At 67.1% G+C, this 14,847-nt stretch carries 14 protein-coding genes; 6 read left to right on the top strand and 8 right to left on the bottom strand.

Annotated features, from left to right (window positions below; all coding sequences use genetic code 11):
- Both ACQPYH_RS24150 and ACQPYH_RS24145 read right to left on the bottom strand, forming a co-directional pair.
- Complete coding sequence (locus ACQPYH_RS24150; protein WP_432875452.1) at window positions 1-2,760, bottom strand: helix-turn-helix transcriptional regulator; 2,760 nt, start codon at window positions 2,758-2,760, stop codon at window positions 1-3.
- Window positions 2,761-2,867: 107 nt separating this feature from the next.
- Window positions 2,868-3,551 (bottom strand): sigma-70 family RNA polymerase sigma factor, encoded by a 684-nt coding sequence (locus tag ACQPYH_RS24145; protein ID WP_432875449.1) that lies wholly within the window; start codon window positions 3,549-3,551, stop codon window positions 2,868-2,870.
- A 251-nt stretch (window positions 3,552-3,802) separates the two neighbouring features.
- Here ACQPYH_RS24145 and ACQPYH_RS24140 point away from each other — a divergent pair, with 251 nt between their 5' ends.
- Window positions 3,803-4,414 (top strand): Rv1733c family protein, encoded by a 612-nt coding sequence (locus ACQPYH_RS24140; RefSeq protein ID WP_432875446.1) that lies wholly within the window; start codon window positions 3,803-3,805, stop codon window positions 4,412-4,414.
- Window positions 4,415-4,421: 7 nt separating this feature from the next.
- Here ACQPYH_RS24140 and ACQPYH_RS24135 read toward each other — a convergent pair whose 3' ends face one another.
- The 5 genes from ACQPYH_RS24135 to ACQPYH_RS24115 are packed head-to-tail and all read right to left on the bottom strand — an operon-like array spanning window position 4,422 to window position 9,828.
- A complete protein-coding gene (locus ACQPYH_RS24135) occupies window positions 4,422-5,774 on the bottom strand; it encodes a phosphomannomutase/phosphoglucomutase (protein WP_432875443.1) in 1,353 nt (450 codons plus the stop codon).
- A gap of 1 nt (window position 5,775) precedes the next feature.
- A complete protein-coding gene (locus tag ACQPYH_RS24130) occupies window positions 5,776-6,831 on the bottom strand; it encodes a glycoside hydrolase family 130 protein (RefSeq protein ID WP_432875440.1) in 1,056 nt (351 codons plus the stop codon).
- A 5-nt stretch (window positions 6,832-6,836) separates the two neighbouring features.
- The gene (locus ACQPYH_RS24125) at window positions 6,837-7,655 is read right to left on the bottom strand and encodes a carbohydrate ABC transporter permease (RefSeq protein WP_432875437.1); all 819 of its coding nucleotides are present in this window, start codon (window positions 7,653-7,655) and stop codon (window positions 6,837-6,839) included.
- Entirely contained in the window at window positions 7,652-8,545 is an 894-nt protein-coding gene (locus ACQPYH_RS24120; RefSeq protein WP_432875435.1) for a carbohydrate ABC transporter permease, read from the bottom strand. The genes ACQPYH_RS24125 and ACQPYH_RS24120 overlap by 4 nt, the downstream gene beginning before the upstream one ends.
- Window positions 8,542-9,828, bottom strand: a complete 1,287-nt coding sequence (locus ACQPYH_RS24115) for an extracellular solute-binding protein (RefSeq protein ID WP_432875432.1) — start codon at window positions 9,826-9,828, stop codon at window positions 8,542-8,544. Before ACQPYH_RS24115 ends, ACQPYH_RS24120 begins: the two co-directional genes overlap by 4 nt.
- Before the next feature lie 127 nt (window positions 9,829-9,955).
- Here ACQPYH_RS24115 and ACQPYH_RS24110 point away from each other — a divergent pair, with 127 nt between their 5' ends.
- From ACQPYH_RS24110 to aqpZ, 5 genes are all read left to right on the top strand, one after another.
- Window positions 9,956-10,219 carry a WhiB family transcriptional regulator gene (locus ACQPYH_RS24110; protein ID WP_432875430.1) on the top strand — a complete coding sequence of 88 codons (264 nt, stop codon included), beginning with the start codon at window positions 9,956-9,958 and terminating at the stop codon, window positions 10,217-10,219.
- Window positions 10,220-10,262: 43 nt separating this feature from the next.
- A complete protein-coding gene (locus ACQPYH_RS24105) occupies window positions 10,263-10,346 on the top strand; it encodes a hypothetical protein (protein WP_432894468.1) in 84 nt (27 codons plus the stop codon).
- Window positions 10,347-10,479: 133 nt separating this feature from the next.
- Window positions 10,480-11,583, top strand: a complete 1,104-nt coding sequence (locus tag ACQPYH_RS24100; protein ID WP_432875427.1) for a lactonase family protein — start codon at window positions 10,480-10,482, stop codon at window positions 11,581-11,583.
- Between the two features lie 83 nt (window positions 11,584-11,666).
- A complete protein-coding gene (locus tag ACQPYH_RS24095) occupies window positions 11,667-13,319 on the top strand; it encodes a DUF4091 domain-containing protein (RefSeq protein WP_432875424.1) in 1,653 nt (550 codons plus the stop codon).
- A gap of 72 nt (window positions 13,320-13,391) precedes the next feature.
- The gene (gene aqpZ / locus ACQPYH_RS24090) at window positions 13,392-14,150 is read left to right on the top strand and encodes an aquaporin Z (protein WP_432875421.1); all 759 of its coding nucleotides are present in this window, start codon (window positions 13,392-13,394) and stop codon (window positions 14,148-14,150) included.
- Window positions 14,151-14,227: 77 nt separating this feature from the next.
- Here the strand turns inward: aqpZ and ACQPYH_RS24085 are convergent, their stop codons facing one another.
- Window positions 14,228-14,803 (bottom strand): OmpA family protein, encoded by a 576-nt coding sequence (locus ACQPYH_RS24085; RefSeq protein ID WP_432875419.1) that lies wholly within the window; start codon window positions 14,801-14,803, stop codon window positions 14,228-14,230.
- Window positions 14,804-14,847: the final 44 nt, after the last annotated feature.

The following is a 14,847-nucleotide window of genomic DNA, read 5'->3' as shown; positions in this document are numbered from 1 at the left end:
TCACCCGGCCGATACGGGGGTCATGGCATCGATCACGGTGACGTCCAACTGCCGGCGCGACGTGACGGACAGCTTCGAGAACACCTTGCGCAGGTGCCAGTCCACGGTGTGCGGGCTCAGGAACAACTGCAGTCCGATCTCCTGATTCGTCAGCCCGGTCGCGGCGAGGTGTGCGATCTGGGCCTCCTTCGCGGTCAGTACGCCGTGGCTGCCGACAGCATGCTGTCCGGTCGTCTCGCCGATGCCCGCAAGCTCCGATCGAGCGCGCTCGGCGAAGGCCATCGCACCACTGTGGGCCAGGCTGTCGTGAGCCAGCCGAAGTTCGAGCTGAGCATCCGTACGCCGGTGCTCGCGGCGCAACCACTCGCCGTACAAGAGGTGTGTCCGAGCCAGCTGTACGGCGATCCTGGTGCTCGCGAGTCGCTCGATCGACTCCTGGTAGAGAGCCTCGGCTGCCGGGCCGTCGGCGAGCAGCGCGGCTGAACGGGCCAGGATCCCCAAGGCCCAATCGGTGCCTGCCGCCTGCGTGCGTTCCTGCAGTTGTTGTAAGGCCCCGACTGCCTCCGCACGGGCGTTGCTGCGAGCGGCGGCCTCGACGTACTCGGCGAGCGACCAGCCGAAGAAGCCCAGGTCCTCCTGCGCGCAGGCGGTCCGGGCTGCGTCGAGTGCTGCCTCGTAATGACCAAGGCCGTTGCACAGGACTGCGGTCGCGAGCCTGGCCAGGCTGAGCGCGCGCCCTTCGCCTCGTTCGATCGCGTCCCGGATACCGATGGTGATGGACTCGAGGGCTGCTGCCTTCTCGCCGCGCCAGGCCGCGAGCATCAGCCGCCCCTCGCGGATCGGCGCGTTGCCGGTCGCCGCCGCGATGGCCTCGGACTCGGCAACGAGGATCGACGCCGCGCCGAACTCTCCCGCATGAAGATGCACGCCGGCTCGGTAGGACAGTGCCCCTGGCAGAACCCCGAGTACGCCGAGCCCGCGCGCCAGCTCGAGCCCGCGGCCGGCCAGCTCGTGCCACGCGTCGTCGTCCCACAGCTCGACCGCGACCGGGCAACCGCGCCACAGCCAATGCACAACTTTCTCGTCGCCGAGGTCGGCCGCCGCGCGGAACGAATGCAGCGCGGTCTTCAGCGCGGGTACGGCGGCCGCGTAGCCGTCGGTGAACCGCATCGCGACTCCGTCGAGCAGGAGCTCCATCGGTCCGGACGGCGACGAAGTTGATCCGGCCGCACGGGCTGCCTCGGCCGCGTTCTCGACGCCATGCTGGACGCCGAGCCGGCCGGCGAAGACGGCTGCCCCGAGCGCCTCCAGATAGGCGTCGCGCGCGGACGGGTCGTGGAGGTCCTCGAGCCGGATGGCCGCCTTCAGAAGCATCGGCCCGGCTTCGCGCCCGCGGCCGCGAGCGACGTCGATCCGGGCCCGCAGCCGGGCCAGCCGCGCACGATGGAGGTCGTCCACCGGACCGAGCTCGGCGGCAGCGAGCAGGTCGTAGGCAGCGTCCGGTTCGCCGGCGTCGAACTTGGTGCCGGCAGCGGTCAGCGCTCGCTCAGCACGTCGCCGCGGATCCGGAGTCAGCTCCGCTGCGCGTTGGAGCAGGACGGCCGCGGCCGCGACACCGCCGCGGGCCTGCGCTCTGCCTGCGGCGTTGTCGAGTTCAGTGGCCACGGCCTCGTCGAGTCCGACTGTCGCGCACGCGCGATGCCAGGCGCGGCGATCAGGGTCGAGTACTGCGTCGGTCGCTGCGGCCAAGGCACGATGCACGGTGCGCTGGTCGTCGGGGGAGGCGGCGCGGTAGACCGCTGACCGGATCAGTGGATGCCGGAAGCGGATCCGGGCACCGATGTCGATGAGGTCGGTCGACTCTGCGAGGTCGGCAGCACCGGAGTCGATCCCGAGCAGCTCGGCCGCGCGCCAAAGAAGAGAGGCATCGCCAACCGGCTCGGCCGCGGCGGTCAATAGGAGAAGGCGGGTCTCTTCGGGCAGTGGCTGGATCCGCCGCAGGTAGCCCGCTTCGATCTTGGCTGCCAGCTCATCGGGTAGCCCCAGGCCGGAGGCCAGTTGCCCGGTCGGCAGATCCCGCGGCAGTTCGATCAGCGCGAGTGGATTGCCGCGCGTCTCGGCCACGAAGCGGTCGCGGACGCGTTCGTCCACGGCACCGGTGATCGTCGTGTCGAGCAGAGCGCGCGCATCGCCGTACCCGAGGCCTGTGACCAAGAGTTCCGGCAGACCGGTCAGCTCCTGGGGTTCGCTGGGTTCGCGGATCGCGAAGACGAGTGCGACTCGTTCGGCCAGGAGCCGGCGGGCCACGAAGGCGAGGGTCTGTGCGGACACCCGGTCGAGCCATTGGGCATCGTCGATCAGGCAGATCAGCGGCCTGTCCTCGGCGGTCTCGGCGAGCAGGTTGAGCATCGCGAGTCCGACCTGGAAACGGTCGGGCGGCGTACCCGCGGTCAGGCCGAACGCCGTACTCAAGGATTGGTACCGCGGATCGGACAACCGCGAGTGGAACTGGGTGCAGAGCTGGTGCAGGCCGCCGAACGCCAGCTCCATCTCGGACTCGATTCCGGACGCGCGTGCGATCCGGCACGACGACGAGTGGGCTTCGAGGTAGTCGAGCAGCGCGGTCTTCCCGATCCCGGCTTCGCCACGCAGTACGAGCGCAGTGCTCCGCCCCGCCCGCAGATCGGCCACGAGCCGATCGAGGGCTTCGCATTCAGCCTGCCGACCTTCCAGCTGAAGGCCCCGATCTGTGATCGTCATAGCCCACCGCCCAGTCTGTGAGCCTATCCGCGCCCGGTCGGGAGGTGCAACGAACCGTCTGGGTACCGGACAGTCACACGCGTTCGTCGTACCAGTACCGGGCGCGGTCACGCGGCCAGGTCGGCGGTCAGCAGTTCTTCGAATCCGGTCAGGTCGCCGGCCCGTGCTGCGTCGAGGAACGCGTGCACGAAGTGCTGATGTGACGCTGTGCTGACGATCGTCGGCTTGTCGGTCGCGATCCGTCGTCGCGCGCGGCAGACCAGCTGCCGGCTGTTCGCCGTACCGAGTTGGAGGAACTCGGCGAGCTGCCCGTACGAGTAGTCGAAGGCCTCGCGCAGTACGAAGGCCGCACGTTCCCTGGGGGACAGGCTCTGAAGGACCATGAGCACTGCGCGTTCGACCGCGTCGCTCTGCTCGACGGTCGCCGCCGGGTCCTCGCCGTCGTCGATCCGCTCGGCCGCCGCGGAGGTCATCGGGGTCTCATGGCGTCGTCGCGCGGACTGGCTGACGTTGATCGCGAGCCGCGTGGTCATGGTCGCCAGCAGCGCTGGCGGATTCTCGACCACCGTGCGGTCCGTCCGCTGCCAGCGCAGCCACGTCTCCTGTACGACGTCCTCGGCGTCGGTCGCACTGGAGAGGAAGCGGTACGCGATCGCGAGCAGTCGCGGACGGACTTCCAGGAAGGTTGCGACCGCGTCGTCCAGGTCGCCGCCGACTTGCCCGGTGCATGCGGTCTGGACCGCTGAGTTCTCCTCTTCGTACTGCACCTGCCGTGACACTGTGGCGTTCACGTTTCCGGCTCCTCTCGGGCTCGTCGTGCCCTCGATTTCACGATCCGGCCACCTGCCCTGCGGTCGCGCCGTGGAAGGACGTGGGCAGCTGCGTAGTTGCCGCCCCTACGCATGCGTGGGGGCCACTACGTGGTTGCCCTCTGCAACGTGTCGTCCTGCTTGGAGGACCGGACGGCGGCGCGGTCCGTGACACGACGTCACAGCCGAGGTGGTTGTGCTGTCTTAGTTTGTGAAGCAGATAGGGGAGCGCGATGAGTTCCACGCCGCAACACCGAGCCGAGCTGTTCGTGATGATGCAGCTCCGGCGACTCAGCCTCGGCCACAACCTGTTGCGCCGGAGGGTCGACCGGATCGAGGCAGCGTTCCTGCTGGTCGCGATCGCGATCGCCCTGCTGGTGGTCCCCGCGGCAGCAGCCCTCGGTACGACGCTGCACGATCGCGCGGAGCAGTCCGCGACCGAGGAGCGCGCGAGCCTTCACCAGGTCCGCGCTCGAACCTTGGAGGGCACGGCCAATGCCGTGCCGTCGACGTTGGGTCTCAGCACCACGTCGGTTCGCGTCAGGTGGCAGGACCCGTCAGGTTCCCCTCACGAGGGGAAGGCCGACGTTCTGCTCGGCACTCCGGTCAACGCCGAGGTGACGATCTGGATCGACCAGGCCGGCGCTATGACCGGCGCTCCAGCCACGTCCGCCGACAGCGACGCTCTCGGCACCGCGATCGCGTTGACCCTGCCACTACTCGCCTGGCCCGCGATCTTCGCCGCCTTCCGCCTCGCCCGGCGCCCACTCGACCGCTACCGCGCCGACGAATGGGCCCGCGAATGGCGCAAGGTATCCCCGCGCTGGACCGGCCGCCAGTCCTGACGTCTTGCTAGGGCGTTCGAGCGAGTAGGCCCAGGACCTCGTTGCGGAGTTGGGTCATGGTCGCTTGGTCGGCTGCTTCCACGTTGAGGCGGAGTAGCGGTTCGGTGTTCGAGGGGCGCAGGTTGAACCAGGCTCCGCTCGGGAGCGTCATCGTCAGCCCGTCGAGGTGATCGGCCGTCGCGCCGCGGGCGGAGTACGCCGTCTCGACCTGGGCCAGCGTGCCGGGGATGTCGGCGACCGTGAGGTTGGTTTCGCCGCTGGCGACGTACCTCGAGAACCCGCTCATCAGCGTGGAGAGTGGCTCGGTCGTCTGGCCGAGGGCCTGGAGCACGTGCAGAGCGGCGAGCATGCCGCTGTCGGCGTTCCAGAAGTCGCGGAAGTAGTAGTGGCCGGAGTGCTCCCCGCCGAAGACCGCGTGGTTGTCCGCCATCACCTGCTTGATGAACGAGTGCCCGACGCGGGTGCGGATCGGCCGGCCGCCATGCTCGGTGATCTCCTCGGGCACGGCTCTGCTGGTGATCGCGTTGTAGATGATCGCCGCGCCGGGATGGCGAGCGAGTTCACGGGTCGCGATCAGACCGACGACGTCGCTGGGTGCGATCCGTTCGCCGGTCTCGGCCACGAAGAAGCAGCGGTCCGCGTCGCCGTCGAACGCCAGGCCGATGTCGGCGCGGTGCTCGATCACGGCGGCCTGCAGATCGACGAGGTTCGCGGGGTCCATCGGGTTGGCCTCGTGGTTGGGGAACGTGCCGTCGAGCTCGAAGTACAGGGGGACCAGTTCGAAAGCAGGATGACGCAGTACGACGGGCGCGGTCCGGCTGGCCATGCCGTTGCCGGCGTCGACCACGATCTTCAGCGGACGGCTGCCGTCGAGGTCGACCAGCTGACGCAGATGATCGGCGTACGCCGGAAGCAGGTCCTCGAGCCGCACGCTGCCTTTGGGCCGATCGGTCGACGGGAGGCCGGTCTCGAGCATCTTCCTGATCTCGCGCAGACCGGTGTCCTGGCCGACCGGCGCAGCGCCTGGCCGGCAGAGCTTGATCCCGTTGTACAACGGCGGGTTGTGGCTCGCGGTGATCATCGCGCCCGGTATGGCGTGGAAGCCCGACGCGAAGTACAGCAGGTCGGTCGAGACATAGCCGATGGCGAGTACGTCGACGCCCCGGCTCGCCGCACCGGCCGCCAAGGCGTCGGCCAGCGCGGGGGAGGAGACCCGCATGTCGTGTCCGACGGCGATCCGCTCGGGAGCGAGCAGCTCGGCGAACGCGGCTCCGACGTCGTACGCAAGCGACTCGTCGAGCTGGTCGGGGACGATGCCGCGGATGTCGTAGGCCTTGATCAGCGTGTCGAGGTCTCGCATCTCAGATCTTCTCCAGGCGGGCGACGCCGATCTTGTCGTCGGCCATGCCGTAGAAGACGTAGCGGACCCCGTTGATCTGCTCGATGGCGGTGGGGAAGACGACGTTGTCGACGAGTCCGAACCGCTCGTCCGGCGTCTCGGGAGTGAGAATGGGCTCGGTCGTCCGGTCGAGGACCTTCGTCACGTCGTCGGCATCGATGAGCATGGCGCCGGCGGAGTAGGTGACCTTCTGCGTGGTGGGGTCGAAGCCGCTCGGCTGCGAGCCGGTGACACCGTGGTGGATCAGCAGCCAGCCTTCCGGCACCAGCATCGGCGGGGGACCGGCCCCGATCTTCAGCTGCTCGAACGGGTGCTCCGGCAGCGCCACGAGTCGGTGGTACCTGAGGTGCGTGAGGTTACGGATGTCCCGCTCGACCTCGCGCACCGGGGTGAACGAGACCCAGATCCCGGGCCGGGCGTCGGTGATCCCGTGCGGCAGGTGTACGCCTTCGCCTTCGCGCAGCCAGCCCAGGTCCCACATCGGCCGGTGCAGCATCGCGTACGACGGTTCGCCGTCCGGGCCTGGTACCGGTCGGGGGAAGAACACGGTGTCCTTGTTCGGGAACAGGTTGAGGTCGGTCTCCAGGTCAGGCTGGTACTCGAAGTGCAGCGGGCCGAGGCGCCGCCAGTGGCGCAGGTCGGACGAGACCGCGAGCGCCGGCTTCGGGCCGAGCGGGCCGAAGGCGACGTACGTCATCAGGTACTGGCGGAGCGACGGGACCGCCGTGACACGGGGGTCTTCGACGCCGCCGTTCAGCTTGCCGCGTTCCCAGTTCTGGTCCGGGGCGAGCACGATGCCCTCGCGCTGGACCTCGGCCGGGATGCCGTCCTTCACGACGACGCGCGCCAGCCCGATGCGGGATACATTGCCCGCAGCAACCAACCGCGGGAGAAGGTACAGCTCGCCGTCCGGGGTGTGTGCACTGGCCGGGTTGAGCACGCCCTCGGCCTCGAGGTCGTTGCCCGGCTCGGGCGACATCAGGATACCGACGCGGCGCAGGGTGTAGTCGATGCTCATGGCAATCATCCTTTGATTCCCGATTGGATGCCCTGGGAGATGAACTGACGCTGGAAGATGATGAACAAGGTGACCGCCGGCGCGGCCAGCACACAGGCCCCGGCGAGCACGGCGCCGAACGGGTTGGCGGCTCGTGCGGAGACCGTGGTCAGGTAGTTGGACAGCGAGACCGCGAGTGGTTGCAGGTCCTGTTGTTTGGTGATGAGGAACGGCCAGAGGAATTCGTTCCACGGCCCGATGAACGTGAGCAGTACGCCGGTCAGCAGCGCCGGCCGCACGAGTGGTACGGCGATACGCCAGAGGATGTTCAGCTCAGACGCCCCGTCGATCCGGGCGGCGTCGAACAGCTCGGCCGGCAATTGCAGGAAGTACTGCCGGAACACGAACACCGCGGTGGAGTTGATGAGGAACGGCAGGATCATGCCCATGTGGGAGTCAGCGAGTCCGTAGCTGCGGACGATCAGGACGTAGAGCGGGATCGTGAGGAGCTGGAACGGTACGACCTGGATGAGCAGCATCAGGTTGAACACCAGCCCGCGGCCGCGGAACTGCAACCGTGCCAGGGCATAGCCGGCCAGGACGCCGAAGACCAGCGTGCCCAGGAGCACCCCGCCGGTGAAGATGCCGGAGTTGAGGAGCGAGCGGCCGAGATCGATCGCCTTGTCGATCTCGGTGTAGTTGTGGCCGGTCAGGTTGCCGGGTTTCGGGAACGCGCCGCTGACGGACGGGTCCGGTTCGGCTTGCAACGAGCCGATCAGCATGTAGTAGAAGGGAAACAGGAACACGAAAGCGCCGACCAGCAGCCCGATGAACTTGAGTCTCACTCGTCATCCCTCCCCACGAATCGCCGTTCGATCAGTGCAAGTAACAGCACGCCGATCACCAGCAGCACGCCGATCGCCGACCCGACGTCTGGGTGTCCTTGCTCGATGCCGCGCTGGTACATGATCAGGACCGGCGATGCGGAGGCCCCGTCTGGTCCGCCGCCGCCGGTCAACAGATACGGCTCGGTGAACAGGTTCGCGCCGGTCACGGTGGCGACGAGCACGACCAGCGTTGTTGCTGGTCGCACGCCGGGGACGGTGACGTTGAGGAACCGTTGCCACTTGTTGGCACCGTCCATCTCGGCTGCTTCGTAGAGGTCCTTGGAGACGTTCTGGAGTGCAGCCAGGTAGAGCAGGATGAAGAGGCCGAGCTGCTTCCAAGTCACATAGATCGCGACCGTCGGCATCGCGAGCTTCGAGTTCACCAGCCAGGACGGGTCTGGGGCGAGTGGGCCCAGGATCGAGTTGACCAGGCCGTTGGAGTTGAAGAGGAACAGCCACACGCCGACGACTGCGACGCTGGCCGTCACGTACGGGACGTAGTACGAGACCCGGAAGAACGTGCGCCAGCGAATGGCGGCGTTGAGCGCGTTGGCCAGTCCCAGCGACAGTACGACGGTGAGCGGGACGTTGATCACCAAGAAGATCACTACGTTGACGAACGCCCGCTGTACCGCGGGGTCCGACAAGACGGTGACGTAGTTCTCGAACCCGACGAAGGGACGATCGACAACTGCTCCCGGTGCCGCGAAGAAGTAGTCGTGGAAGGAGATGTAGACCGCGAAGCCGAGGGGATAGGCGAAGACGGCGAGCAGGAACACGACGTACGGGACCGCGAGGGCGGCGCCGATCGGTTGCTTGCCGAGGATTTGATCGGCTCGGATCCTCATGACTGTTTGACGAGCTGATCGACCTTCTGGGCGGCGCCGTCGAGGGCCTCACCGACGTCTTGCTGGCCGAAGATGACCGACTTGGAGTAGGCGTCACGGAAGGTCTGCCAGATCGTGATCGAGTTCGCCACGTTCGGCACCTCGACCGTGCGCGAGGCCTGGTCGGCGAACACCTTGTAATCGGGGTTCTTCGCGAAATAGTCCGCATACGTGGCCGCGACGTCCTTACGCAGCGGCATCTGCCCGGTCGCGGCCAGGAACTTGCCGTCCTGGTCCTTGCTGGTCGCGAACTTCAACACATCCCACGCCGTGCCGCGGTTCTTGCACGCCGAATACATCGCCACGTTCTTCGCATCACTGAACGTGTGGATCTCCGAGGCCGGCTTGCCCGCCGAGGTCGGGACCGGGACGACGCCCCAGTCGACCTTGCCCTTATAGGTCGCGATCGCCCACGGACCCACCACCGCCATCGCCGACGTCCCGTCGACGAACGCATCCCCGGTGTACTTCTCCGGCGAGGCCAACTTGTCCTGATACATCGTCCGCCAAAAACCCGCCACCCGCTTACCCTCGTCGGAGGCGAACGTCGACTTCCCGTCCTCGATCAACTGCTTCCCGCCGGTCTCGGCCGCATACAACGGATAGAAATCGAACCACGACTGATAGAACTCATTGCTCGGCGCCGGATAGATCGCCACCTTGGCCGCCTTCGCCGCCACCACCTTCCGCGACGTGGCCAAGAACTCGTCATAGGTGCCCAGCGCCGGAGTGGTGATACCGGCCTTGGCGAAAGCCTTCTTGTTGTAGAAGATCATCACCGGGTTCGACTTCCACGGCAGCTGGTAATACTTCCCATCCGTCGACTTGTACTGCTGCGCCACATCCCCCGACCGATCCTCGATATACGACTTACCGTCCGGGAACGAATCCAGCGCGACCAGACCGCCCTGCTTCTGGAACTGCGACACCGACGCCGGCGAAGTGTTGAAGATCAGACACGGCGCATTCCCCGCCGTGATCGCCGCCCCGATCACCTCCTCCGAACTCTTCCCGGTCGGAATCTCCTGCGCAGTGACCTTCTGATCCGCATGCTCAGCGTTCCAGGCAGCCACCATCTGCTTGCCCCAGGCCACTTCCTCGGCATTGTTCGAATACCAGATCGTGATCGGCCCGCGCGTGTCCGTCCCCGGACTCGCATCGGTGCCGCCGCCACCACAGCCCGCCACCGCCGACAATGTCGACAGGGCGAGGGCAACACCCGCGGCGACTACTGTTCGCTTCATCGTTCCTCCAGCGCAGGTCCGGTCGTACTTGAAGGTCCGGGTAGCGCGGCCGGGTGTGACAGGTCGACGTCACAAACCGGCGGTTCGCGTTGTCGTACTCAGGAATGACGTCGACCCGGAGGTCGAGATGGAGCCCACCCACCGCTGGCAGCAGCGAGGCGCGTGTATTGCGGAAGATCCCGAGCTGTTCTTCCCACTAGGTACGACCGGACCGGCCCTGCGGCAGATCGAGACCGCGAAGCAGGTCTGTCGCCGCTGCGAAGTAGCCGACATCTGCCTCGACTGGGCGCTGCGCTCCGGTCAGGATGCCGGCATCTGGGGCGGCCTCGACGAACTCGAACGCCGCACGCTGAGACGAAGCCAACTGCGTACCCAGAACATCCGCGAGTAGGCGTTTCGCAAGACCCGCTGGGTACGCGACCGACGATCGCGAGCTGCAGGCCGAGGGCCAGGCGGAGAAGACGGAGGCCGACCTGAAGCAGGCCGGCGAGAAGGCGAAGGACGCCTTCAAGGACTGACGGCAGCTTAAGTTTCACGAACGAAATGGGCCGATAACGGCATCCTTACCGTGCTCGGGAATTCCTGTCAGGGATCGTGGAAAGCCCTACTGTCAAAGGCGTTCCAGTGATTCCCTGCGTGAGAGGAATTTCCATGCCCATTCATTCTGCCCGGTTGCTGGCGCCTGCCTTCGCCGCCGTTGCCGTGGCGTCATTGCTGGCGACCGCGCCTGCGAACGCCGCGGTGAACGGACGGTCCGGCGGCGACGTGATCGGTCACGTGTACGAGACGACGAACGCCGCCGCCGGCAACGCCGTGCAGGTCTTCGATCGTCTGCGTGACGGCCGGCTGCGCGCCGGCGCCACCGTTCCGACCGGCGGTCACGGACTCGGTGCGTCGCTTGCTTCGCAGTACGGACTCGTGCGTGACGGCAACCTGTTGTTCGCGGTGAACGGCGGTGACGACACGGTGTCGACACTCGCCATCACCGACCGTGGTCTTGTCCGTCGGGATGTCGCGTCCAGCGGCGGTGACCTGCCGGTCAGCGTCACCGTCCGCCATGGGATTGTGTACGTCCTGAACCAGAACAGCGAAACCATCAGCGGTCTGCGGGTCAGCCACGACGGACACCTGCAGCCGTTGCCGCACTCGACGAAGGCCCTCAGCAAGTCCGGTGCGACCCCGACGGCAGCCGCCCAGGTCTCGTTCACGCCTGACGGCCGGAGCCTGGTCGTCACCCACAAGGGCGATCAGACGATCGACACGTTCGCCGTACGCAACGGGTACGCCGGTACGGCGACACCGCACCATTCCGCCGGTGTCACGCCGTACGGATTCGACTTCGATCGGCGTGGTGATGCGATCGTCTCCGAGGCCGGCCCGTCAGCGGTCTCGTCGTACTCCGTGCACGGTAATCGCGTGCGGACGATCAGCGCTTCGGTGAGCGACCAGCAGGCGGCGGCGTGCTGGCTCGTCGTCACGCGCGATTACGCCTTCACGGTCAACGCCGCGAGCGCGTCGATCTCGTCGTACCGGATCAGTTCCGACGGACGGCTCAAGCTGATCGCGTCAGTGGCGGCTTCGACGAGTGCCGGGGGATCCGACGCGGCGCTCAGTCCTGACGGCAAGTTCCTGTACGTGCGTCTGTCCAACGGCTCGGTTGCGTCGTACGCCGTCCATCACGACGGCACGCTCACGAAGCAGCAGGATGTCGCCGGTGCGGCCACCGCAGGTACCAGCGGCCTCGCCGCTAACTAACTGGCGGACCTCCAGAAGCATTGTGCATTGGTGCGCGAATCTGCATCATAGAGTCCACAATTGCGCATAGGAGGATGGTAGGCGTGGCTGGAACGTGGGAGTTTGTAGTCTGCGATGCGCTCGTGAAAGTGCACCCGGTGCGGGACCCGCGTCCCGTGTCGGCCGAGACGCGGTTCCAGGCGTTCCTCGGCGAGCAGGCGTCGTTCCAGCTGGCCTACCGTCCTCCGCTCGTGCCGACGTTCCGCGACCCGAGCCCGCTCCAGGTTCGGGTCGAAGGTACGGCGGCCAACCTGGTCACGGTGTCGCGCGTCGACCTCGTGCCGTGCTCGTTCGTCGCTCTGCCGGGGCATGACGACGGCTATGAGTTCGACGAGCCCGGCCTCTATCCGGACCTGCTGCGGCCGATCCCGAACGGCGAGGTCCCGGTCCGGTTCGGTGCCTGGGGAGCGCTGTGGTTCGACGTCACCACGACCGATCCGGCGCGGGCCGGCGTCCATGAACTGACGATCGTGATCACCTCGTCCGACGGCACCGAGTTGCATCGGGCACCGGTCACCGTCGAGCTCACCGCGATCGAGTTGCCGCCGCTCGACATCGTGTCGAGCCACTGGATGCATCTCGACTCGCTCGCGGATCACTACGGCCTCGAGGTGTTCAGCGAAGAGCATTGGAACGTCGTGGAGCGGTTCATGACGTCCGCGGCGGAGATGGGCGCGACCTCGCTGCTCGCGCCGGTGTGGACGCCGCCGCTCGACACCGCGGTCGGCTCGTACCGGACCGTCGTACAGCTCATCGACATCACCGAGACCGCCGACGGGTACCAGTTCGGCTTCGACCGGGTGCGGCGGTGGCTCGAGCTCTGTCGGCGTACCGGGATCACCGGCGTCGAGGTCGCGCATCTCTTCACCCAATGGGGCGCGAATGCCACGCCGGGCATCATCGTGAGCGAGGAGCGTGCCTTCGGATGGGACGTTCCCGCGACTGATCCCCGGTACCGCAAGCTGATGGAAGCGCTGCTGCCGGCGCTGCAGGCCGTGCTCGACGAGGAGTGGGATCGCGACCACGTCGTCTTCCACATCTCGGACGAGCCGTCGGGGGAGGAAGGGCTGGCGACGTACCTCGCCGCGAAAGCGGTCGTCGCCGATCTGCTGAAGGGCTGGACTGTCGTCGACGCTCTGAGCGAGCACTCGTTCTACACCTCGGGTGCTGTTGCCGTGCCCGTTGTAGCGACCAATCACGTCGAACCGTTCCTCGCCGAGCGGCCGGAGCGCCTGTGGGTCTACTACTGCGTCTCGCAGGATCGCGACGTCGCCAACCGGTTCATCGGGATGCCTTCGGCGCGCAACCGTGCGCTCGGGCATCAGTTGTTCGCGTCCGGGGTCGACGGCTTCCTGCACTGGGGATTCAACTTCTGGTACACCTGGCACTCGATCCGACGGGTGAACCCGTTCGAGGACACCTCGGCCGGCGGCGCGTTCCCGTCCGGTGATGCCTTCGCGGTCTACCCGGGCACGGACGGTACGCCGTGGCCGTCGATCCGCCATCGTGTCTTCGCCCAGGCGATGTGGGACCACCGCGCGCTGCAGGCGATCCGTGCGGCCCACGGCGGTACGGCGGCGCTGGACGTCATCGACCCGGATCGCACCTTGCGCTTCGACCGGCCCGTGCTCGACCCGCAGCACTACTACGAGTCCCGCCGGCGCATGATCGCCGAATTATCGAATGCCGCAGGTTAACCAAATGTGACGAGTTGATGCCTTACTGTGACAGTAGGGCATCAATTCAACGGGGGTCACAAGGAGGCAGTCGTGGAATCACCCAGTCCTGCGGCTCGGATCGGTGCGGAATTTCTCGGGACATTCTGGCTGGTGTTCGGCGGCTGCGGTGCCGCCGTGCTGGCCGGTGTCGTGCTCACCCCGGACAAGGTTCCTGTCGGTATCGGCTATCTCGGCGTGGCGCTGGCCTTCGGCCTGACCGTGCTGACCATGGCGTACGCCGTCGGCCATGTCTCCGGCGGTCATTTCAACCCGGCCGTCACGATCGGTCTCGCCGTCGCCAAGCGGATCGAGTGGAAATGGGTGCCGACGTACATCGTCACCCAGATTGTCGCCGCCAGCGCGGCCGGCGCCATTCTGCTGGCAGTTGCCAGCGGCAAGGATGGTTTCAGCGCCCACGACAGCGGATTCGCGAGCAACGGTTACGGTGACCGTTCGCCGGGCGGTTACTCGCTGCTGGCCTGCGCGATTGTCGAGATCGTGCTGACGGCCTTCTTCCTGTACGTGATCCTCGGCGCGACCGATGACCGCGCGCCCAAGGGCTTCGCCCCGATCGCTATCGGCCTCGCGCTCACGCTGATCCACCTGGTCGGCATCCCGGTCACCAACACATCGGTCAACCCGGCGCGGTCACTCGGCGTCGCCTGGTTCGCCGGCAGTAGCGCGCTCGGCCAGGTCTGGCTGTTCATCGTCGCCCCGATCGTCGGCGCGGCCATCGCCGGCATCAGCTATGCCGGGATCACCGCGGCCCGCGGACCGAAGATCGACGAGGGCGTCGCGAACAACCCGTAACCCATCGACCACCTGCTCCGCGTCTCGATGAGGGCGCGGAGCAGGTCACCGACTACTGCCGCGTCGCTGAGCCTGGTTCAGGTCACGTCCGGGCAGAGGCCTGGGCGACCGACGGTTACCTCGACCCGGCGGTTGAGCGCTCGCCCGTCCGCGGTGAGGTTCGACCGCATCGGCCTGGTCGGGCCGAGGGTCTGGACGGTGATGACGAACTGCCCGCGAGGCCGGGATGCGGCTGGGATCCGTGCGACCTGCCGCTTCATCTCGTCGGCGAGCGCCTTGGTGACGGCCTCTGCGCGTCGCTGTCCGAGAGCGCCGAACCTGGCCGGCTCACCGAGCTCGTCCTCGTGCCCGACGATCGTCACATTGAGGCAGTCGAGATTCCCCATCGGTCCGTCGCGGAGCAGATCCTTGGCGAGCTGCGCGATCGTACGTCGGTGGGCGGCGGTCAGGCTCGCCCCGCCGAAGGCGAACCGGGTCAGCAGCCGGGCGCCCGCCGGCGGCGGGACCGGGTCGAAGAAGTCGCCCTCGTCCTCGAACTCGCGGTCGGCGCCCCAGGACCGGCCGTGCACCACCCGGATCCGCAGCAACGGCGGCGGGGCTTCGTACTCGTACTCGTACTCGTACTCGTACTCGAGGTCGTGGTATCTGGCCATCGCCGGACCCCTCTCCGCCGTTCCACCCTGGCCCCACCGTAGGG

The organism is Kribbella sp. CA-245084 (assembly GCF_050942355.1).
Taxonomy (GTDB): domain Bacteria; phylum Actinomycetota; class Actinomycetes; order Propionibacteriales; family Kribbellaceae; genus Kribbella.
This window is presented reverse-complemented; position numbering and strand designations above follow the sequence as displayed.